This window comes from Streptomyces flaveolus (assembly GCF_044765825.1).
In the GTDB taxonomy this organism is placed as follows: domain Bacteria; phylum Actinomycetota; class Actinomycetes; order Streptomycetales; family Streptomycetaceae; genus Streptomyces; species Streptomyces flaveolus.
On the sequence record NZ_JBIWKU010000004.1, the window covers coordinates 15,885 to 36,853 of the forward strand.

The window sequence follows — 20,969 nt, forward strand, 5'->3', positions numbered from 1 at the left end:
AATGAGGCAAGCAGGCAGAACGGAGCGGAAGGTGCTCCAGGAGACGCGGTGCCGCGGTGCGGTCGCGCGTCAGAGGTGCGGCTCGGGCGCGGTGGTGACCACCGTCCGTGCGGTGAGTTCCGCGACGGCCGCCGCACAGGCTTCGGTGCCGGCCGCGGTCAGGACGGCCATGCCGAGCCGGTCGGCGGAGGAACGCATCGGGCGGACCTCGTCGCCGGGCCGGACGGAGAGTTCCCAGGCGTCGATCCGGCCGTGGGCGAGGGCCGGCGGCGGCGCGACGGCCGTGACGCGCCCGGGCGGGGCGGTGAGGAAGACGGTGGCGGCCGCGGCCGCCGTGGCGGCGCTGCGGCGGACCCCCGCGCCGATCGCCCAGCCCAGGGCGGCGCGTCGCCACTCGACTCCGGTCGTGAGCCGGACCAGGTCCGCGATGCCGTCGCCGCCGAGCCGGGTGTGGGTCTCGATGACGACGATCTTGTCGCCGTCGACCATGACCTCGGTGTGGCTGGGGCCGTCGGTGAGCCCGAGGGCGTCGAGGAGTTCACCGACCGCGCGGGCGACCAGCTCCTGACGTCGCGGGTCCAGGGAGGGCGGCGGCATCATGTGGCTGACCTCGACGAAGCCGTCCGCGGTGCCCTTCTCGGCGATGCCGACGACCGTGTGCCGCCCGCCCGTGGAGAGGGCCTCGACGCTGAACTCCCGGCCCTCGGCGAACTGTTCGTACAGGGTGGCGGCCGTACGGCGGTCCGCCGGGAGCGCGTCGACGCTCTCCATCAGGGCGATGGAGGCGCTGCCGACCCCGTCGACCGGCTTGGCGATGACCCGCCCGTAGGCGGCGAACAGCCGGTCCACCGCCTCGGTGTCGTCCCCCGCCGCGAAGGCCGGGTTCAGATGCGGTGCCTCGCGCTCCAGGACGCGCCGCATGGCCAGCTTGTCGCGGGTGACGCGGACGACGGCCGGGTCCACGCCGGTGACGCCGAGCCGGCGGGCGGCCAGGGCGGCCGGCTTCAGGCCGAACTCGGTGAGCGAGACGACGGCGGTGGGCCGCAGCGGGCGCAGCACCTCGTCGGTGAAGGCCAGGAAAGCGGGCAGGTCCCGGAAGTCGGCCGTCAGGACCCGGGTGCCCGGGTCGAGGGCAGGGGCACCGGGCTGCTGGACGTGGATCAGCTCGCCGGGCAGAGACGCCGCCGCCCTTGCCACGGTCGGGTTGGCGCCGATGATCACGAGAACGGAGTCGTCGTCCGTGTCCCTCGGACAGTCCTCGTCCGGCCCGCCCGTACTCACTGCGTCCACTTCTTCCTCCCCCTGCCGCACCCGACTGCTCGTTCGGTCGACGCGGTCAGCAAGACAATGCAAGCGCGCTCAGAGGATGTCAACAGGCTCACGCACAGTGACGATCGAGCCTCGCGACCATGCCTGACCTGGCAACTGCCCGCATCCGCTGGGCATGTCCGACCCCTCGTACGGCCGAGGCGCGCACCGAGCCAGGCCGCCAACGGACGCCCCCCGCCACATCATTCCGGCCAAGTTTCGGCCGCCAGGAAACATTCCGTTCACAAAAGCCGCTGTACGACGTGCCGGTCGTCGGCGGTTTCTGGTCAATAGTCGGCAGGGAGCGCCGCGCGGCGGCGATTCAGGCCGGCGCAGCGGGGCCGCGACAACACCCCGCCACTATCCGCTCACAGCCTTTTCCTGGGAGCCGCGCGACGAGCAACCGCCCGAGTTCGAGGAGTCGCGACGCGTGCAGCCAGGCGGCCGCTGTGTCGTCGGCGGCGGTGCCGCCCGCGGGTTCGGTGCCGGCCACCAGCCACTCGCCTACGAGGGCGGCCGCCTCCCGGCGGGGCAGGGGCTCGGGCAGCCGCGCGGGGCGGGCGAGTCCGCGGGCGCGCACGGTGTCGGCGAGGAAGGCGACTCGTCCGACCGGGCCGGCTGCGGCTCAGGCGACGGTGACGGTGTAGGTGATGCGCTCGGGGGCCTGGGAGGGGGTGGCCGATCCCGTGGCCGGGGTGGCGGAGGGGGCTGTCGTCCCGGGGGGCCGCGTGGAGGTGTTGCCCTGGCAGGTGGTGAAGGTGCAGTGCAGCAGCGTGAACCGGGTGGTTCCCTTGCCCTTGGCCTCGAAGGTGAAGGTGAGCCGGCCCCCGGCACCGGGCAGCGGCTCTTCGCCGGAGTCCGACGCGTGGTCCCGGCCGCGGCTGACGAGTACCGAGCTGTCGGGCGCGGGGTCGACCAGGTACCAGTACTCGCGGGTGGAGGCGTTCTGGTCGACGGTGAGCGTGAAGCGCTCGCCCGGCTCGGCGGTGATGCTGGTGTCGTTCACCGGGCGGCCCGAGGTGCCCTCGGAGCCGGCCGGTTCGCCGGTGCCCGGGCCGCAGCCCGTGGTGAGAGCGAGGAACGCGGCCGCCGCGACGGCGGCACCGCCCCTGCTACCGGGAAAGACAGACGCTGTACGCGTGGGGGAGATCATTGCTGGAAGCCTTGCCCATGGGGGAGTTGTACACCTGGAGCATGTCACCCTGCTGGGCGATGACGGTCATCGCGTGGACGCCCTCCCCACGCCGGCGCCGACACCGGCGCCGACGCGGCGCCGTGGCCGGCATCGCCGTCGGAGCAGGTCGTGCCGGACTCGACGGCGGAGCCAAAAGCGAAGTTGAGCGGTGTCGTAGTAGAGGCTCCACACCCCGCACCCGTCCACCGGGCCGTGCAGATCACCCGGACCAGGGGGCGCGCCCGGCTGGGTCGCTCGATGGCTGCCTTCCCGTCGTGCTCAGCCGAGGGCGCGGTCGAGGTTGAATGCGGCACTGATCAGCGAGAGGTGGGTGAACGCCTGGGGGAAGTTGCCGAGTTGTTCTCCGCTCCGGCCGATCTCCTCGGCGTAGAGGCCCACGTGATTGGCGTAGGTGAGCATCTTCTCGAAGGCCAGCCGGGCTTCCTCCAGGCGTCCGGCGCGGGTGAGCGCCTCGACGTACCAGAAGGAGCAGATCGAGAACGTGCCCTCGGAACCGGCCAGGCCGTCAGGGCTGGCCTGCGGGTCGTAGCGGTAGACCAGCGAGTCGGAGACCAGTTCCTCCGTGAGCGCGTCGAGGGTGGAGAGCCACTTGGGGTCGGTGGGCGCGATGAACTTGGCCATCGGCATCATCAGCACGGAGGCATCGAGCACGTCACTGCCCAGATCCTGGACGAACGCTCCGCGCTGTGCCGACCAGCCCTGGCTCATGATCTGCCGGTAGATCGCGTCCCGGCTCCGCTGCCAGCGGGCGAGATCGGCGGGCAGGCCGCGCCGGTTGGCCATCCGGATCGCCCGTTCGATCGCGACCCAGCACATCAGCCGTGAGTAGACGAAGTTCCTCCGGCCGCCCCGGGTCTCCCAGACTCCCTCGTCAGCCTGGTCCCAGTGGTCGCAGAGCCAGTCCACCACGGAACCGACCTCGTCCCAGTGCGCACTGCTGATGGGCTTCCCCCACTTGTCGTACAGGTACACGGAGTCGATCATCGCCCCGTAGATGTCCAGTTGGAGCTGCCCGGTGGCGGCGTTCCCCACCCGCACCGGAGTGGATCCCAGGTGCCCTTCGAGGTGGAGCAGCTCGGATTCGGGCAGCTCGGTGCGGCCGTCGATGCCGTACATGATCTGCAGCGGACCGGCCGGACCGGCTCCCGGCTCGATGCACCGCTCGGACAGGAAGCCCATGAACGCCTCGGCCTCCGAGGTGAATCCCAGGCGGAGCATCGCGTAGACGCAGAACGCGGCGTCGCGGACCCACACGTACCGGTAGTCCCAGTTGCGCTCGCCGCCGATCCGCTCGGGCAGGCTCGTCGTCGGGGCGGCGAGGATCGCACCCGTCGGCACGTAGGTGAGCAGCTTCAGCGTCAAGGCGGACCGGTTCACCATCTCCCGCCAGCGGCCGCGGTAGCGCGAGCGGCTCAGCCAGCGGCTCCAGAACCGGACCGTCGCCTCGAACTGCTCCTCGGCCTCGGCGCGCGGGCATGCCCGCGGGCGGAGGTCATCGGTGGTCCGGTCGAGGGCGAACACCACGGACTCGCCTTCGAGGAGTTTGAAGTGCGACGTGACGTCCCTCCTGTCGGCTTCCAGCGGCGCGGTGGAGGACAGCGCCAGCGACAGGGAAGGGGACTCGAAGACTGCTTCGTGGGCCTGCACGCGCACGGTGTGCGGTTCCGCGGCGTAGCCGAAGCGGGGTGCGACCCGGGCCCGGAACGGCAGGGTGCCCCGGACGCAGATCACCCGCCGGATCAGCCGGTGCCGGGACGCCTCGCGGGATTCGTCGAAGACCGGCATGAAGTCCTGGATCTCCGCGACCCCGTCGGCGGCGTAGAACCGCGTGATCAGCACATTGGTGTCGGGGAAGTAGAACTGCCGCGTCCGCGCCGGCACGTCGGCGGCCAGCTCCCACGATCCGCCCCGGTCGGCGTCGAGGATCGACGCGAACACGCTGGGGGCGTCGAAACGTGGGCAGCAGTACCAGTCGATCGTGCCGTTCGTCCCCACGAGCGCGGTGGTACGGAGATCACCGATCAGACCATGCTCGGAGATCGGCAGATAGCGTGAGCCGTCCACTCCCCCGGATCCGTTCCCGAACTCCATGCCGGCCTCCCTACCATCAGGCCACGGGCAGGTGCGGGCTCGAAAAGCCCCCTTCATGATAGTTCGACCCGAATCTCATGACAGCGATGCGAAGCACCACCTCCAACATTTATTCGAACAGCAGCTTCCGGTCGGGATCATCCACCGGCCCTGGGGCACCGCGCGCCCTCAAGATCGCGGACATGGCCACCCGCCCCTCCCGGCAGCCACCGGCCGCTGTCCTCGGCGGGGATCGGGCCGGCTTCGCCGCAGGGCACGGACATGGTGGTCGTGCGCCAGCACCTGCATGAAGAAGGCCGGACGGGGCAGACGGTCGGCCTGCGATCGGGAGGTGCCATGACCACAGCGGAGCAGTCGGCCGAGCTCCGGGAGAAGACCGCTTGCTGCGCACATCACGACGGCCACGGCCCGGGCTCCGGTGCCGAGGCCCCGGAGTCGCCGCGCGAGCGGGTGAACCGCCGCTGGAACGAGATCCTTCAGGAGACGCGGGTCACCCAGACCGGCGTGCAGATCCTCTTCGGCTTCCTGCTGAGCGTGGCCTTCACCCCGCTGTTCCGGGAACTGGGAACGGTGGACCGCGTCATCTACGTCACCACCGTGGTCCTGGGGGCCTCGGCGACGGGATCGCTCATAGCGCCCGTGTCCATCCACCGCTTCCTGTCCGGTCAGCGCATGAAGGACGACGTGGTGGAGGCCGCCGGCCGCTTGATGATGTGCGGGATGGTCCTGCTCGCGCTGACCATCGGCTGCACGCTGCTGCTGATTCTGCGTTTCGTGATCCCCGGCGTCCTCGCCGAAACGCTCGCCGCCGGTGTCATGCTCTGGTTCGGTCTGTGCTGGTACGTGCTGCCGCTGCACCTGCGCCGTCGCGCCGCTCGGCGCTCCCCCGCCGACGACGCGTAGCCGGTCGCGGGCGATGCCTTCGCTCACGCCTCGCCCGCGACGTGCGCAGTCGGATACGCACGTCGCGGGCCACTGCACGGGGCGCGCGGGTCAGGAGCGCGCGGAGTGCCGGTGAAGCGCCCGGGTCCCGGGACCGGTGGGCTCAGCCACCGCTCTTGCGCCGGAACGACCGCTGGCTCGCGGCCGGGCCGTGCGCCGCGCGCACCTTCGACGCGTCGGGGTTGGCGGCCATGTCGGCGGCGTCCGCCTGCGCACCGCGCTTGCGCGCCAGGGCTTCGCGGAACTTGCGCTTGAGGTCGTAGTTGCCGTCGCTGTCCGGCGTCAGAGGGGACGTCTCGGCGGCGGCCGGCTCCGAACCTTCCGTCGATGCGGGCTCTGCGGTCATGGTGACCTCCTGGGTTCGGGGGTGGGGCAAGCACAGCTTGCCATGCCGGGCGCGGTGCGGGGCGCCGGTGACCTCATCCCGCTGCGTTTCAGCCGTGGCGACGCACCAGGGCGGCCTTGCGGGCCTCGGCGAGCTTGCGGGCCTCGCCGGCCTTCCGGGACTTGCCGCCGGCGCCGCGGGAGGGGTCCTTGCTGGTGCCGAGGCCGCGGAACGGCGCGTTGTTGTTCTTGGGCCGGGGGGCGGGGGGCCCGCCGTCGAGCGGGGTGCCGGAGGGAGCCTTGGCGCCGGTGATCCGGCTCAGCTGAGCCTCGCCAGAACGCACCTTGGTGACGGTCGGCTCGATGCCGGCCCCGGCCAGCATCCGGCTCGTCTCGCGGCGCTGGCCGGACAGCACGAGCGTGACCACGCTGCCGGACTCACCGGCACGGGCGGTGCGGCCCGCCCGGTGCACATAGTCCTTGGGGTCGGTGGGCGGGTCGACGTTGACCACGAGATCGAGGTCGTCGACGTGCAGGCCACGGGCCGCGACGTTGGTCGCCACCAGGACGGTGATCTGGCCGTTCTTGAACTGCGCCAGGGTCCGCGTGCGCTGTGGCTGGGACTTGCCGCTGTGCAGCGCCCCGGCGTGCACCCCGCTGGCCCGCAGATGCCGGGTGAGCTGGTCGACGGCGTGCTTGGTGTCGAGGAAGAGCAGGACGCGGCCGTCGCGGGCGGCGATCTCCGTGGTGACGGCGTAGCGGTCGGGGCCGTGGACGACCAGGACGTGGTGCTCCATCGTCGAGACGGCGCCCGCGGACGGGTCGACCGAGTGGACGACGGGGTCGTGGAGGTAGCCGCGGACGAGCTGGTCGACGTCGCGGTCCAGCGTGGCCGAGAACAGCATCCGCTGACCGTCGGGGTGCACCTGGTCGAGCACGTCGACCACCTGCGGCAGGAATCCCAGGTCGCACATCTGGTCGGCCTCGTCCAGCACGGTGATCCTCACCCGTCCCAGGCGGCAGGCGTTGCGCTCGGTCAGGTCGTGCAGGCGTCCCGGGGTGGCGACGACCACCTCGGCTCCCTCGCGCAGCGCGGCGATCTGCCGGCCGATCGACATGCCGCCGACGACCGTGGCCATCCGCAGCCGCAGTGCCTCGGCGTACGGCGCCAGCGCCTCGGTGACCTGCTGGGCCAGTTCCCGGGTCGGCACCAGGATCAGCGCGAGGGGCTGCTTCGGTTCGGCGCGCCGGCCGGCCGTGCGGGTCAGCAGCGGCAGGCCGAAGGCGAGCGTCTTGCCCGATCCGGTGCGCCCCCTGCCCAGGACATCGCGCCCCTTCAGGGCATCGGGAAGTGTGGCGGCCTGGATCGGGAAGGGTTCGCGCACCTCGAGTCGGCTCAGCGTCCGCAGCACCTCGCCCGGCAGTTCCAGGCCGGCGAAGGAGACGGCCGGGGGCAGCGCCGGGGTCGTGACACCGGGCTGGGCGGGACCGCCGTGAGCGGTGCCGGAGTCGTCGGGATGCATCGTGAACAGCCTTCCGCAGGGGAACGTACCGAGGAAGGCCCGGCAGGATCGAACAGCCCGCGCACAAGCGGAACCGAACGTGCAGAATCGCCCACCGCGACGACCACGCAAACGCATGACACTAACACAGGGCACGACAGCACGCCGTGATCCCGATCTCCCCTCCCCGCGGGCGGCCACCGGCCGGGCCGGTGACCGCCCTCACGTCAGCCGCGGACCGGCGTGGCCCGACGCGTGCCCGGGGCCGGCCCGTGGTCGTCGTTCGAGCCGAGCGCGTGCAGGATCTCCTCGACGCTCAGCTTGGCGTCGCCGAAGAGCATGCTGCTGTTCTCGCGGAAGAAGAGCGGGTTCTGTACGCCCGCGTAGCCGGAGGCCATGGAGCGCTTGAAGACGATGACGTGTTCCGCCTCCCAGACCCGCAGCACCGGCATGCCGGCGATCGGGCTGGCCGGGTCCTCGGCCGCCGCCGGGTTGACGGTGTCGTTCGCGCCGATGACCAGGACGACGGAGGTGTCCGCGAAGTCGTCGTTGATCTCGTCCAGTTCCAGGACGATGTCGTAGGGCACCTTGGCTTCGGCCAGCAGCACGTTCATGTGCCCCGGCAGGCGCCCCGCGACGGGGTGGACGCCGAAGCGGACCTCCACGCCCCGCTCCCGCAGCCGCCGCGTCAGCTCCGCGACCGGGTGCTGGGCCTGGGCGACGGCCATGCCGTATCCGGGGGTGATGATCACCGAGGTGGCCCGGGCGAGCATCTCGGCCGCCTCCTCGGCCCGCACCTCGCGGTGCTCGCCCTGCTCCTCGTCGCGGCCGGACGGTGCCTCGATGCCGAAACCGCCCGCGATGACGGAGAGGAAGGAGCGGTTCATCGCCTTGCACATGATGTAGGACAGATAGGCGCCGGAGGAGCCGACCAGTGCGCCCGTGACGATGAGCAGGTTGTTGTCGAGCAGGAAGCCCGCCGCTGCCGCGGCCCAGCCGGAGTAGCTGTTGAGCATCGAGACGACGACGGGCATGTCGCCGCCGCCGATCGAGGCGACCAGGTGCCAGCCGAGCGCCAGGGCCAGCACGGTCACCGCGATCATCAGCGGCAGGCCGGGGCTGATCGTGAACCACACCGTCAGCGCGACGAAGACGCCCAGGGCGCCGACGTTCAGCGCGTTCTTGCCCGGCAGCATCAGCGGACGGGACGCGATGCGCGCCGAGAGCTTCAGGAAGGCGACGATCGAGCCGGTGAAGGTGACGGCGCCGATGAAGATGCCGATGAACACCTCGGCGTGGTGGATGCCCAGCAGGTCGGCACCGATCCGGGTCTGCGCCGTGCCGTGCGCCTCCACCTCCAGGTAGCTGTTCCAGCCCACCAGCACCGCGGCGAGGCCGACGAAGCTGTGCAGTACCGCGATGAGTTCGGGCATCTGCGTCATCTCGACGCGCCGTGCCCGCCACAGGCCGAGCGCCGCGCCGAGCACCATCGCCAGCACGATCAGGGCCACCGCCCCGGCGGTGATGCTCTGCGCCGCCACCACGACCGTGGCGGCCAGGGCGAGGGCCATGCCGGCGATGCCGTGGACGACGCCGGCGCGCGAGGTGCGGTGCTGGGACAGGCCGGCCAGGCTGAGGATGAACAACAGGGCGGCGACCAGGTCGGCAGCGTGAGAGGCCGTCATGGAGGTCATCCGGCTCAGCCTTTCGAGAACATGGACAGCATGCGGCGGGTGACGGCGAAACCTCCGAAGATGTTGATGCTCGCCAGCAGGATCGCCGCGAAGGACAGCGCGGTGACGATCCTGCTCTCGTGCCCGATCTGCAGCAGGGCGCCGATCACGACGATTCCGGAGATCGCGTTGGTGACCGACATCAGCGGTGTGTGCAGCGCGTGGTGCACCTTGCCGATGACGTAGTAGCCGATCACCACCGCCAGGGCGAACACGGTCAGGTTCTCGGCGAGTTGGGCCGGGGCGAAGGCCACGAGCAGGAACATCGCGAGCATGCCGAGCGCGAGCACGCCGAGGCGTGCCGCGGGCGTCGGTCCCGGTCGTCCGGGCCCTGGCGGGGCGGGTTCGGCGGCGGGCCGCACGGGCCCCGGGGCCGGCGCCGCCGAGACCGCCACGGGCGGTGGCGGCCAGGTGACCTCCCCGGCCCGCACCACGGTCACGGCCCGCTGCACGACGTCGTCGAAGTCGATCGTCAGCTGCCCGTCCTTGCCGGGCGTGAGCAGCTTGACCAGGTTGAGCAGGTTGGTGCCGAACAGCTGCGACGCCTGGGCGGGCAGCCGGGAGGCGAGGTCGGTGTAGCCGATGACGGTGACGCCGTTCCCGGTGACCACCGTGCGCCCCGGCACGGTGCCTTCGACGTTGCCGCCCTGGGCAGCGGCCATGTCGACGACGACGCTGCCCGGCTTCATGACGGCCACGTCCTCGGCCGTCAGCAGGCGCGGCGCCGGCCGGCCCGGGATCAGCGCGGTGGTGATCACGACGTCCACGTCCCGGGCCTGCTCGTGGTAGAGCTCGGCGGCGGCACGGTCGTAGTCGGCGGTGGTCGCCTTGGCGTACCCGTCGGCGCTCGTCTCCTGGGCGACGTTCACCGGCAGGTACTCGCCGCCGAGGGACTTCACCTGGTCCGCGACCTCGGGCCGCGGGTCGGTGGCCCGTACGATCGCGCCGAGGCTGGAGGCCGCGCCGATCGCCGCCAGACCGGCCACACCCACGCCGGCGACGAGCACCTTCGCCGGCGGGACCTTGCCCGCCGCGGTGACCTGGCCGGTGAAGAACCGGCCGAAGACGTGCGCGGCCTCGATGACCGCCCGGTACCCGGCGATGTTCGCCATCGACGACAGCACGTCCATCGACTGCGCCCGCGAGATGCGCGGCACCGCGTCCAGCGCCAGCGCGGTCACCCCGGCGTCGGCGAGCGCCCGCAGCAGTTCGGGCTTCTGTGCCGGGGCCAGCAGGGCGACCAGGGTGGCGCCCGGCCGCAGCCGGGTGACCTCCTCGTCGGAGGGGGAGTTCACCTTCAGGACGACGTCCGCGGTCCACGCCTCGCCGGTCTCGGCGCCGGCATCGAGGTAGGACCGGTCACTGAAGCCGGAGGCCGCGCCGGCCCCCGGCTCCACCACGACCTCGTAACCGAGGCCGAGCAACTGGCGGACCGTCGTGGGAGTCGCCGCGACACGCCTCTCCCCCGGAACGGACTCGGCCACCACGCCGATGCGCTGTGGTGGGTGGTGCGCGGATTCACGTGAAGACATGTCTCGTGTTCTCTCCTCGAAGGGGATGTAACGGGATGTCCTGGGTGTCCCTCGGCCCCTTTCCCTGGGGGCGCAGCCGTAGGAACCTACCCGTCGGAGCCGCCCGTGCAGAGGTGTACGACCGTGGCGCGTCTCACTCGGCGGGCGCTGCACCGCCGTCTGCCACCCGGACCTGCCGCCGGCGCGAGGCGGCTTCCCCGACCGGACAGGCGCGGTGGCCGCTCGGAGGGGCAGAATCGGTTCCAGGAGGCCCTGGGACCGGGCCGGACGGCACGACGTCGTTCCTGGACGTGCCCGCCGGGGCGCCGCTGGGGACCGGGGTGATCCCGTACGACCCGGTCGACTGCCCCGTGCCCCGGCGGGGGCGGCTGACGCTGTACACGGACGGGCTGAACAGGTCGCGCACCGCCGGTCCGACTCCGGGCCCGGCCTGCCGCAGATCCAGCACGCCGACGTGAGCGACGAGAGCGGGCGCGGGCTTCAGCCGATCAACATGCTGTGCCGGCGCTGGGGTTCGTGCCGCACGCCCGGCGGCACGGTCGTCCGGGCCGGACAGGACCTCCCCGCGCGCGGCGGGAGCACCCCTCCCGTGCGGTGAGGACCGCGAACCCGCCGCAACCCGCCGCGTCCCCGCCGCGAATGCACCGCGCTCCCCGTCCGGGCCGTCGGCCGGGACGGGGCCGGGCCGAGGGCGTCCCCGCGGGCCCCCTCGCCGGACTCGGCCCGGTGCGCGCGCCCGGCCTCGGTGCACCGGACGGTCCACGGGCCGACTCGGGTCGTGGACGGTGCCAGCCCCCGCGGGTGGACGTGATGGCGGTGTGACCGGGTGATGAGGCGGGGCGGCCACGGTGGCAGTACATGCACCCGGCCGAGAGGAGAGCCCGATGTCGGTAACCGTGCGGTCGCGCACCGCGGCGGGCGGTGACGCCCGGCGGACCCCGCACACGGTGCCGCGCGAGAGCGTGCACCGGCACTCGCAGTCCGAAGTGTTCCTCGGTTCCGCCGGTCCGGGGCCGGACGGGAGCTTCACGGCCCGGGCCGTGCTGCCGCGGGCGCACCCGTACTGGACGGACCACGCACATCCGCGGACAGCCGATCCCCTCCTGCTGCTCGAATGCTGCCGCCAGGCCGAGACCTACGCGGCGCACGAGTACTTCGGGGTGTCGGCGGACACGAAGTTCGTCCTCGTCGACTGGTCGCTCGCGCTGGAGCCGGCGGCCGACGGGCCGGCCGTGGCGGGCACGGAGGTGGCGATCGACGCCACCACGCACGACGTCGAGCGGCGGGGCGACGCGCTGCGGTCCCTGGCCTACCGGATGCGGCTGTCCGTGAGCGGCGCACCCGCCGGCGAGGTGCGGATGCGCGTGCGCTACGTGCCGGAGGCGGTCTACCGGGCCATGCGCGCCCGCCGGGGCGGCTCCGCCCTGCCCAGCTCCCTGGAGTACCGCGGCCGCCCGGACGGTGTCCCGGCCCCGCCCGCCGAGGTGGCCCGGACGGCCGCGGACAACGTCGTCCTGCTCGACGTACGGCGGGACGGTGACGCGGTGCGGGCACGCATGCGGGTGGCCGGCGACCACCCGAGCCTCTTCGACCACGCCCAGGACCACGTGCCCGGCATGGTGCTGATGGAGGCCGGACGGCAGGCCGCGCTCCTGGCGCTGGCCCGCTTCGGCGGCCACCCGGCGGCCGACTGGCGGATGAGCGTCCTGCGGGCGGAGTTCAGCGCCTACGCCGAACTGGACGCGCCGTTGACCGTCACCGCGCTCCGGCCCGAGCCCGCCGACGGCGCCGACGGGGCCCTCGGCGTACGGGTGACGTTCGCCCAGAGCGGCGGGACACCCGCCGAGGCCTTCTTCGCGGCCGTCACCGGCTGACCGTCCGCGCCCGTCGATCACGTACCCACTCGACAACACCCACAGGAGTTCGCCATGGAGTTCGACTCCCTGCGCCTGGTCGCCCTCGACACCGACGGCGTCCTGTTCAACGACACGTACAGCCCCGTCATCGAACGCTTCGTCACCCGGCACGGAGGGCGCTACACCCCGGAGCTGGAACGCGCGGTGTGGGGCTCCCCGCAGCTCGCCGCCGGGCAGTTCATGGCACTGGAGTGCAAGCTGCCCTGCTCGGCACAGGACGTGATGACCGAGTTCTTCCAGGAACGCGACCGCTACCTCCGGGAGCATCCGGTGGAGGTCACGCCGGGTACCGAGGGGCTGCTGGAGCTGCTGCGCTCCACGGGTGTCCGGGTCACCAGCTACGGCGGCCGGGAACGGTCGTACTCCTTCGACCGCTTCCTGGGACACCTCGCCGGCTACTTCGACGCCGAGACGCCCTATGTGGACGTCAACCCCTTCCGGCCCGGCGTCAAGGAGATCGTCACCGACGTCTTCGGCTACCGGTACGACCAGGTCCTCTTCGTCGACGACATCAACCGGGTGGCGGAGGTGACCAAGGCCCTGGGCGCCGGGTTCGTGGGCGTGCCCGCGAGCATGCCGCACAACTTCCAGCGTGCCCAGATGGCCGAGACGGGCGTGCGTCACACGGTCGACAAGCTGGACGGGATCACCCTCGACGTGCTGCGGGACGTCGACCGCCGCCTCGCGGACGGCACGCTGTGGGACCTGTCCCGGTGAGCCACCGTCCCGCGCCGTCCGCCGCCCCGACCACAGGAGGTGTCCCGTGACCGTTCCCGTCCGCAGCCGCACCGCACTCACCGCTCCGCCGCCGCCGGCGGACGCCGCCCGCACCCCGTTCGGCTACCACGACCTGGACGCACTGGTGGGCCTGATGACCGGGGACGAGAAGCACCAGCCGTCGTCCGCGTCCACCCTGGACGTGCTGTGGGTGCTCTACGACCGCGTCCTGCGCACGGACCCGCGCCGGCTGGACGACGAGCGCCGTGACCGCTTCTTCCTGTCCAAGGGGCACGGCCCCATGGCGTACTACGCGGTCCTGGCCGCCAAGGGGTTCCTGCGCCGGGACCTGCTGCCCCGCTACGGGGACTTCGACTCGGTGCTCGGCTACCACCCCGACCGGGAGCTGGTACCCGGTGTCGAGATGGCCAGCGGCTCCCTGGGGCACGGGCTGCCGCTGGCGGTCGGTACCGCGCTGGGCCTGCGTGCCCGCGGCCTGGACGAGGTCGCCACCTGGGTACTGCTGGGCGACGCCGAACTCGACGAGGGGTCCAACCACGAGGCCATCGCGTTCGCGGGCCGGGCGGAACTGGAACGGCTGCACGCGGTGGTGATCGACAACCAGTCGGCGAGCATCGGGTGGCCGGGCGGCGTGGAGGCCCGGTTCGCCCTGGAGGGCTGGACCGTGCGCAGGGCCGACGGGCATGACCACCGCGCCCTGGAGGAGGCCTTCCGCGCCCCGCACCCCGGTGCCCCGCTGGTGGTGGTGGCCGAGGTCGAACGCAAGGACGGCCTGCCCCGCACCCCGGACGACGGACCGGGCGGCACCGCCGTCCCCGACTGACCGTCCCCCGACCGACCGGGGCCGGGCACCGCGGCGCGGCCGCCGGTGCCCGGCCCGAACGGCCGTCACGACGGCCTTCGACACCGAGGAGGAAGACACCGTGGTCCTCACCTGGGAGCAGCGGTTCGCCGACATCAACGCCATGCGGCAGCGGTTCGCCGCCGTCATCGCCGACCTCGTCGAGGAGGATCCGCGAACCGCGGCCGTCTTCGCCGACATCACCTGGGACAAGCTGCCGCCCGGTGCGCGGGAGCATCCGAGGTTCATCAACGTCGGCATCCGCGAACAACTCATGATCGACATCGCCGGTGGGCTGTCGATGGCCGGACTGAGGCCCATCGCCCACACGTTCTCCAGCTTCCTCGTGGAACGCCCCTTCGAGCAGATCAAGATCGGGCTGACCCACCAGCGGGCCGGAGCGGTCCTCGTCAGCGCGGGCGCCTCCTACGACCTCGCCGTGGACGGCCGGACCCACCAGTCGCCCGCCGACGTGGCCCTGCTGTCCACGCTGGAGGACTGGAACATCCACGTGCCCGGGCACGCCGACGAGGCGGAGGCACAGCTGCGCGCCGCCGCGCGCGGCGACGGCTGGGACTACGTCCGGCTGTCCACCGAGGCCAACGAACGGCCGCTGTGGCACGGGGAGGACGGCTTCGTCGTCCTGCGTCAGGGGTCGCGCGGCACGGTGGTCGCGGTGGGGCCGCTCGCCGACGCGGTGCTGGCCGCGGTCGAAGGACTGGACGTGACCGTGCTGTACGCGCCGTGGGTCCGCCCCTTCGACGGCGCGACCCTGCGCGCCACCCTGACGGCGCCGGACGTGGTGCTGGCCGAGCCCTACCTCGCGGGCACCTCCGCCGCCGAGGTGACCGACGCGCTGCGCGACGTACCGCACCGGCTGCTGTCGCTCGGCGTGGCACGGGAGGAGCTGCGCCGGTACGGCACGCCGGCCGAGCACGCGGCGGCGCACGGTCTGGACGCGGCCGGACTGCGGCGCAGCATCGGGGAGTTCCTGGCCCGCTGAGTGCCGGCTCCCCCGCGCGCCTCGCCCGGTCCCGGCCGCTCCCGCCTGCCCGCCCCGCGGGCCACGACGCGGGAGCGGCCGGGGCCGTGTCGCCGGAGGGACGGACCGCCGGCGGCCGGGGCGGGGCGCGAGCGCACGAGACCGAGGACGGGTCCGCCCGACTGCGGCGACCCGGGAACAGGAGGAACGCATGAGTACGACGGACACGGCCGCCACCGGCGCGGCGCCGCAGGTGGCCGACGACGCCGCCCGCATCACCGACCTCGTGGACGATCTGTTCGAGGCGATGGAGGACGGCGACTGGGACCGGGTGCCGGCCCTGCTCGACGACGAGATCGAGGTCGACCACACCTCCCTGACGGGCGGTGCGCCGGTACGGCTGACGCGGACACAGTTGATCGCACGGTGGCGTGCGGCGCTGCACCCGGGCAAGACCAACGCCCACGTCCTCGGCCGGTGCCGGGTGCGGGTGCGCGGGACGTACGCCACGGCCCGCTTCAGCTGCCATGTGCTCAACGCCCTGGAGCCCGCGCTGGGCGGCGCCGAGTGGGAGGCGTGGGGCCGGCACACGCTGACACTGCGCCGCAGCGGTGCGGTGTGGCGGGTGGCGGGCATGGACTTCGCCACGTTCCACACCCGCGGTGACGTGCGGGCGTACACCCACACTGCCGGTTCCGCCGCGCCGGAGTAGGCGGGGCGTGCGCCCACCGCGGACACGTCGGTGACGGGGACGGAGCGAGGGCCCCGGCCGGGAATTCCGGCCGGGGCCCTCGCCTCGGTGCGTCGCCGCGCGGCGGTGTCACACGGTGGTCGGGTGCCGCCCGGCCTCCTCGTACCGGGCGCGGAGCTGCTGCTGGCGGGCGCGTTCCGCGCCACTGCCGAACGCCCACGCGAGCAGGCCCGCGGCGGCCAGGGCCACGCCCACCCAGCAGGAACCGTCCCAGCCCCAGCGGTGGTAGGCCTCGGCGGAGCACGCGGAGCCCACGGCGCCGCCCAGCGCGAAGGAGATCATGTATCCACTGGCCAGCCGGGACCGGGCGTCGTCGTTCAGCTCGTACACGACGCTCTGGTTGGTGACGTGCACCGCCTGGATCGCCGCGTCCATCACCACGGCTCCGGCCACCAGCCACAGGATGCTGGTGCCGCCGAGCATCAGCAGGGCGAAGGACAGCGCCAGCACCGCCAGGCAGACACCGGAGGACTGCCACCGCCAGTGGCGGTAGCGGTCGATCAGCCGGCCTCCGCCGGAGGTCATGAGCGCTCCCGCGACCCCGGACAGCGCGAAGACGCCGATGCCGATCTGCGAGTAGGAGAACGGCGGCGCGGTCAGCAGGAAGGCGACGCTGGTCCAGAAGGCGGTGAAGGCACCCATCACACAGGCGCCGAGGAAGCAGCGGGAGCGCAGCACCGGCTGGTCGCGGAACTGGGTGAGGACGGACAGCACCTGGGCGCCGTAGGCCATGCGCAGCGGCCGGGAGCCGTCGCGCACGATCCGCGGCACGGCCACCGTCACCACGGCCATGGCCACAGCGGCCACCGCGTAGACCGTGCGCCAGCCACCGGCGGCGGCGATCAGGCTGGCGACCGTCCGGGACAGCAGGATGCCGAACAGCACGCCCCCCATGATCACGCCGAGGGCGCGGCCGCGGGTGGCGTCGTCGGCCAGTCCCGCGGCGTAGGCGGTCAGGATCGGGATGGCGACGGCGCCGACGCCGATGAGCACGGCCAGCAGATCCAGCACCAGCACGTTCGGGGCGAGGGCGCTGCCCGCCAGGGCCAGGGTGTCCAGGGCGAACAGAGCGGTCAGCAGGAACTGCCGGCGCATGATGTCGGCGGCCGGAACCACGAACAGCAGGCCGCAGGCCACGCCGATCTGACCGGTCGTCACCAGCAGGGACACCGCCGACGACGAAGCGTTCAGATCGTGCGCCATGCGGTCGAGCAGCGGCTGGGCGTAGTAGGCGTTCGCCGTCGTGATGCCGCAGACGACGGCAAGCAGCAGCGTCAGCCCGCGCGTCAGAGGTCGTGACTGCACCTGCGGGAGCCTCCTCCTGTGATTCGGGCCGCGGCGCGGGTGCGCGCCGCGGGACTGCGGGATGCAGCGTCGTCCTTCACCCTCTCCCGGTTCCCTCCCCGCGTGCTCACATCCCGCTCATCCGGGTGTCGTGACCCGTGTGTGGGGCGCTCGTGAGCCGGAGCGGAGCGCGGGCGCCCACCGTGACGTCAGGGCCCCCGGACGGGTACCGGGTGCCGTCGCCCCGGCGGGCGTGCCGGAGCGGTGCGCAGACGACGAGACCACGGAGAGGCAGGCGAGGTGGACGTGCAGGACGCGCGACCCGCGGACGCGGGGACACGGGAACGGAGCGCGGTGCTCGCGGGGCTGGGCGCGTGGGTGCCGCGAAACGTGGTGACCAACGACGAACTGGCCCGCGTGCTGGACACCTCCGACGAGTGGATCCGCTCCCGCACCGGCATCCGCCGCCGGCATGTGATCTCCCCCGGGGAGAGCACCGGCGACCTGGCCGTGGAGGCCGGCCTGCGGGCTCTGGCGTCGGCCGCCCCGAGCGGCGGTGCCGACGGCGGTGACCGCGCGGCGGACGCGGTGGTGCTGGCGACCAGCACCCCGGACCGGCCCTGCCCGGCGACCGCGCCGGAAGTGGCGAGCCGGCTGGGCCTGGGCGGTGTGGCGGCCTTCGACGTCTCGGCCGTCTGCTCGGGATTCGTCTACGCCCTGGGCGTGAGCGGTGCCCTGATCACGTCAGGGGCCGCCGAGCGCGTGCTGGTGGTGGGGGCGGACACCTTCTCCACCATCCTCGACCCCGGCGACCGCACGACGCGGGCCGTCTTCGGGGACGGCGCGGGAGCCGTGCTGCTGCGGGCGGGGCATCCCGCCGAGCGGGGCGCCCTGTGCGGGCTGACCCTGGGCAGCGACGGCACGCGCAGCGACCTGATCCAGGTCCCCGGCGGTGGCTCCCGCCGGCGGTCGGCCGGCGAGCCCGCGCGGGAGGCCGACACCTACTTCACGATGGCCGGCCGGCCGGTGTTCGGCCAGGCCGTGCGGCGGATGGCGGACAGCGTGCGCGCGGCCGCGGGCGAGCTGGGCTGGAGCGTGACCGACGTGGACCGGGTGGTGCTGCACCAGGCCAACGCCCGGATCACCGCCGCGGTCGCGGATCGGCTGGACCTGCCCGTCGACCGCTTCCCGTCGAACATCGGCCAGGTCGGCAACACGGTGGCGGCCTCCATCCCGCTGGCCCTCGCGGACGCCGCGCAGGACGGCGTCCTGCGCCCCGGCCACCGCGTCGTGCTGTGCGGCTTCGGCGGCGGGCTCACCTGGGGCGCGGTCGCACTGGAGTGGCCGCAGGTCGAGCCGGGATGAGCACAGCGGCGTCCGCACGCCGGAAGAGCGACCGACGGCGCGGCCGCCGGTCCGACCGGCAGTACCGCGACAACGAAGCACAGCAGAAGACGGCAGTACTCACAGAAGGAGTGATTTCCCATGACGCAGACCCGGATCACGACCGGCGACGGCACCACGTCCGGCGGCCCGGACCGGGAGGCGGACGTGCAGCGGCGGATCGCCGCCGTCCTCACCGGTCAGTTCAAGGTCCCCGCCGAGTCGGTGCAACCCCACACGACGCTGCGGGAGATGAAGTTCGACTCGCTGGTGCTCATAGAACTCGGGCTGGTGCTGGACAAGGAGTTCTCAGTGGCCATCGAGGACGGTGAACTGTCCGACGAGTTCACCCTGGAACAGCTCGCCGAATTCGTCGTCGGCAAGCAGGCGGACGCCTGATGGCCGCGGACGTCGTCATCACCGGCCTCGGCCTGGTCACCCCCGCCGGCGTCGGTGTGGAGGAGAACTGGGCGCGGGTTCTGTCGGGCCGCTCCTGCGCCGCCCGCGACGACGCGCTCGACGGCCTGCCGGTCGACCTGTGCTGCCGCGTGCCCGGCTTCGACGCCGACGCGCTGCTGGGCGGGCGGACCGCCTGGCAGCTCGACCGGTTCGTGCAGCTCGCCGTGGCCGCCGCCCGCATGGCGGTACGGGACGCCGGCTGCTCCAGCGACACCTGGGACGGCACCCGGGTCGGCGTGGTGCTGGGCAACTCGCTGGGCGGGCCCGGCGTGCTGGAGGAACAGCACGCCGTGCTGTGCGAGGCCGGTTCGCGGCGGGTGTCGCCGCTGACCATCCCCAAGTACCTGCCGAACATGGTGGCCGGTCAGGTGGCCATCGACTGCGGCGCGCAGGGACCCAGCCTGGTGACGGCCACGGCGTGCGCCTCCGGGGCGACCGCGGTCGGCCTGGGCCGGGACCTGCTGCGGTCCGGGAGGTGCGACCTGGTGCTGGCAGGGGCCAGCGAGTCGGCGCTCACCCCGACCACCCTGGCGGGCCTGGCCAAGATGGGGGCACTGTCGCGCGGGAAGCCCGACGCCGAGCGCGCCAGCCGGCCCTTCGACGCCGACCGGGACGGCTTCGTCGCCGCCGAGGGCGCCGGGGTGCTGGTGCTGGAGCGGGCGGCCGACGCGCGGGCCCGCGGCGCCTCGATGCGGGCGGCGGTCAGCGGCTACGGCGCGGCGACCGACGCCCACCACGCCACCGCGCCGCACCCCGAGGGCCGTGGCATCCAGCAGGCGCTGCGGCAGGCGCTCGCCGACGCCGGGGTCTCCCCCGGCGAGGTCGACCACGTCAACGCGCACGGCACGTCCACGCCGATGAACGACCTGGTCGAGGGCGCGGTCCTGCGCCGGGTGCTGGGCGAGCGGCCGGCCGTGGCCTCGACGAAGGGGGTCACCGGGCACGCCCTGGCGGCCGCCGGCGCGATCGAGGCGGCGTACACCGCGCTGGCGGTGGAGCGGGGCACGGTCCCGCCCACCGCCAACCTGGAGCGACGGGACCCGCGCATCGACCTGGACGTCGTCAGCGGTGCTCCCCGCCCGGTCGGCATCGATGTCGCCGTCAGCACCTCGCTCGGCTTCGGCGGGCACAACGCCGCCCTGGTGCTGACCGCGGTCTGAGACCCACCCACCCCGGCCCGTGCCCGCGCCCGTGCGGCGCCGGTGCGGGCCCGGCGAAAGGAGTTGCACATGAGCAGGTCCGTGCTGGTCACGGGCGGCAACCGGGGCATCGGCCGGGCCGTCGCGGAGGCGTTCGCCGCCGACGGCGACCGGGTGGCGGTCACCCTGCGCTCCGGGCGCCCCCCGGCGGGGGCGCTGGGGCTCACCGCCGACGTGACCGTGCCCGAGCAGGTCGAGGCGGCGTTCAAGGCGGCCGGGTCGGAACACGGGCCGGTGGAGGTGGTGGTCGCCAACGCCGGTGCCACGCTGGACACCCCGGCGCTGCGGATGACGGAGCAGTGCTTCGACGACGTGCTGGCCGCCAATCTGCGAGGCGCGTTCACCACCGCCCGCAACGCCGTGCGCGCCATGCTGCCGGCGCGGCGCGGCCGGCTCGTGCTGCTGTCGTCGGTGCTGGGCTTCACCGGGTCGCCCGGCCAGACCAACTACGCGGCCGCCAAGTCCGGGCTGGTGGGCCTGTGCCGCTCGCTGGTGTGGGAGCTGGGTGATCGCGGGATCACCGTCAACGTCGTCGCGCCCGGCATCATCCGCACCGACATGACGGCCGGGATCGGCGAGGGCCGGATGGCGGAGCTGATGCGGATGACGCCGCTGGGCCGGCCCGGAACGGTCGACGAGGTGGTCGCGGCGGTGCGCTTCCTCGCCTCGGCGGACGCGGGTTACGTCACCGGGGCGGTCCTCCCGGTGGGCGGCGGCCTCGGCATGGGCCTGTGAACGGCGGCCCGCGCGCCGGCGTCCGCGGCCCGGACGGCGGTGACGCGGGCCTCG

General features: G+C 73.2%; 18 protein-coding genes and 1 pseudogene. 11 read left to right on the forward strand and 8 right to left on the reverse strand.

Annotated elements, in window-relative coordinates; translation table 11 throughout:
* Positions 1-69: 69 nt before the first annotated feature.
* From ACIRG6_RS13330 to ACIRG6_RS13340, 3 genes are all read right to left on the reverse strand, one after another.
* On the reverse strand, positions 70-1,290 hold the full coding sequence (locus ACIRG6_RS13330; protein WP_364681422.1) for an ATP-grasp domain-containing protein: 1,221 nt from the start codon (positions 1,288-1,290) through the stop codon (positions 70-72).
* 643 nt (positions 1,291-1,933) lie between these two features.
* On the reverse strand, positions 1,934-2,461 hold the full coding sequence (locus ACIRG6_RS13335; RefSeq protein ID WP_403322527.1) for a protease inhibitor I42 family protein: 528 nt from the start codon (positions 2,459-2,461) through the stop codon (positions 1,934-1,936).
* Between the two features lie 300 nt (positions 2,462-2,761).
* Positions 2,762-4,594 (reverse strand): glycoside hydrolase family 15 protein, encoded by a 1,833-nt coding sequence (locus tag ACIRG6_RS13340; protein ID WP_403322530.1) that lies wholly within the window; start codon positions 4,592-4,594, stop codon positions 2,762-2,764.
* Positions 4,595-4,930: 336 nt separating this feature from the next.
* Here ACIRG6_RS13340 and ACIRG6_RS13345 point away from each other — a divergent pair, with 336 nt between their 5' ends.
* The gene (locus ACIRG6_RS13345) at positions 4,931-5,497 is read left to right on the forward strand and encodes a DUF6328 family protein (protein ID WP_350720325.1); all 567 of its coding nucleotides are present in this window, start codon (positions 4,931-4,933) and stop codon (positions 5,495-5,497) included.
* Positions 5,498-5,639: 142 nt separating this feature from the next.
* Here the strand turns inward: ACIRG6_RS13345 and ACIRG6_RS13350 are convergent, their stop codons facing one another.
* The 4 genes from ACIRG6_RS13350 to ACIRG6_RS13365 all read right to left on the reverse strand — a co-directional run bounded on the left by ACIRG6_RS13350 (position 5,640) and on the right by ACIRG6_RS13365 (position 10,627).
* The gene (locus ACIRG6_RS13350; protein ID WP_350720322.1) at positions 5,640-5,882 is read right to left on the reverse strand and encodes a DUF5302 domain-containing protein; all 243 of its coding nucleotides are present in this window, start codon (positions 5,880-5,882) and stop codon (positions 5,640-5,642) included.
* 88 nt (positions 5,883-5,970) lie between these two features.
* Entirely contained in the window at positions 5,971-7,383 is a 1,413-nt protein-coding gene (locus ACIRG6_RS13355) for a DEAD/DEAH box helicase (protein ID WP_403322533.1), read from the reverse strand.
* 206 nt (positions 7,384-7,589) lie between these two features.
* Positions 7,590-9,056, reverse strand: coding sequence for a Re/Si-specific NAD(P)(+) transhydrogenase subunit beta (pntB, locus tag ACIRG6_RS13360; RefSeq protein ID WP_364681415.1), 1,467 nt, complete (start codon positions 9,054-9,056; stop codon positions 7,590-7,592).
* A gap of 5 nt (positions 9,057-9,061) precedes the next feature.
* On the reverse strand, positions 9,062-10,627 hold the full coding sequence (locus ACIRG6_RS13365) for a Re/Si-specific NAD(P)(+) transhydrogenase subunit alpha (protein ID WP_364681413.1): 1,566 nt from the start codon (positions 10,625-10,627) through the stop codon (positions 9,062-9,064).
* Between the two features lie 257 nt (positions 10,628-10,884).
* Here ACIRG6_RS13365 and ACIRG6_RS13370 point away from each other — a divergent pair.
* From ACIRG6_RS13370 to ACIRG6_RS13395, 6 genes and pseudogenes are all read left to right on the forward strand, one after another.
* A pseudogene (locus ACIRG6_RS13370) lies at positions 10,885-11,225 on the forward strand (SpoIIE family protein phosphatase); the annotation flags it as partial.
* Positions 11,226-11,511: 286 nt separating this feature from the next.
* The gene (locus tag ACIRG6_RS13375; RefSeq protein WP_364681411.1) at positions 11,512-12,501 is read left to right on the forward strand and encodes a ScbA/BarX family gamma-butyrolactone biosynthesis protein; all 990 of its coding nucleotides are present in this window, start codon (positions 11,512-11,514) and stop codon (positions 12,499-12,501) included.
* A gap of 54 nt (positions 12,502-12,555) precedes the next feature.
* Positions 12,556-13,260: an HAD family hydrolase gene (locus ACIRG6_RS13380; protein ID WP_350720313.1), complete on the forward strand. Its 705-nt coding sequence runs from the start codon at positions 12,556-12,558 to the stop codon at positions 13,258-13,260.
* 154 nt (positions 13,261-13,414) lie between these two features.
* The gene (locus tag ACIRG6_RS13385; protein ID WP_364681461.1) at positions 13,415-14,104 is read left to right on the forward strand and encodes a transketolase; all 690 of its coding nucleotides are present in this window, start codon (positions 13,415-13,417) and stop codon (positions 14,102-14,104) included.
* A gap of 133 nt (positions 14,105-14,237) precedes the next feature.
* Entirely contained in the window at positions 14,238-15,125 is an 888-nt protein-coding gene (locus ACIRG6_RS13390) for a transketolase family protein (RefSeq protein WP_225637015.1), read from the forward strand.
* 190 nt (positions 15,126-15,315) lie between these two features.
* Positions 15,316-15,816, forward strand: a complete 501-nt coding sequence (locus ACIRG6_RS13395; protein WP_350720311.1) for a nuclear transport factor 2 family protein — start codon at positions 15,316-15,318, stop codon at positions 15,814-15,816.
* Positions 15,817-15,924: 108 nt separating this feature from the next.
* On the opposite strand, the gene ACIRG6_RS13400 is transcribed toward ACIRG6_RS13395, so the two are convergent.
* Positions 15,925-17,160, reverse strand: coding sequence for an MFS transporter (locus ACIRG6_RS13400; RefSeq protein ID WP_350720309.1), 1,236 nt, complete (start codon positions 17,158-17,160; stop codon positions 15,925-15,927).
* Positions 17,161-17,439: 279 nt separating this feature from the next.
* On the opposite strand from ACIRG6_RS13400, the gene ACIRG6_RS13405 reads away from it, so the two are divergent.
* The 4 genes from ACIRG6_RS13405 (at position 17,440) to ACIRG6_RS13420 (ending at position 20,915) form a co-directional block, all read left to right on the forward strand.
* Positions 17,440-18,504, forward strand: coding sequence for a beta-ketoacyl-ACP synthase III (locus ACIRG6_RS13405; RefSeq protein ID WP_364821899.1), 1,065 nt, complete (start codon positions 17,440-17,442; stop codon positions 18,502-18,504).
* A gap of 120 nt (positions 18,505-18,624) precedes the next feature.
* On the forward strand, positions 18,625-18,921 hold the full coding sequence (locus ACIRG6_RS13410) for an acyl carrier protein (RefSeq protein ID WP_364681406.1): 297 nt from the start codon (positions 18,625-18,627) through the stop codon (positions 18,919-18,921).
* On the forward strand, positions 18,921-20,141 hold the full coding sequence (locus ACIRG6_RS13415; RefSeq protein ID WP_403322538.1) for a beta-ketoacyl-[acyl-carrier-protein] synthase family protein: 1,221 nt from the start codon (positions 18,921-18,923) through the stop codon (positions 20,139-20,141). Before ACIRG6_RS13410 ends, ACIRG6_RS13415 begins: the two co-directional genes overlap by 1 nt.
* 69 nt (positions 20,142-20,210) lie before the next feature.
* A complete protein-coding gene (locus ACIRG6_RS13420) occupies positions 20,211-20,915 on the forward strand; it encodes an SDR family oxidoreductase (RefSeq protein WP_350720303.1) in 705 nt (234 codons plus the stop codon).
* The last annotated feature ends 54 nt before the right edge of the window (positions 20,916-20,969 follow it).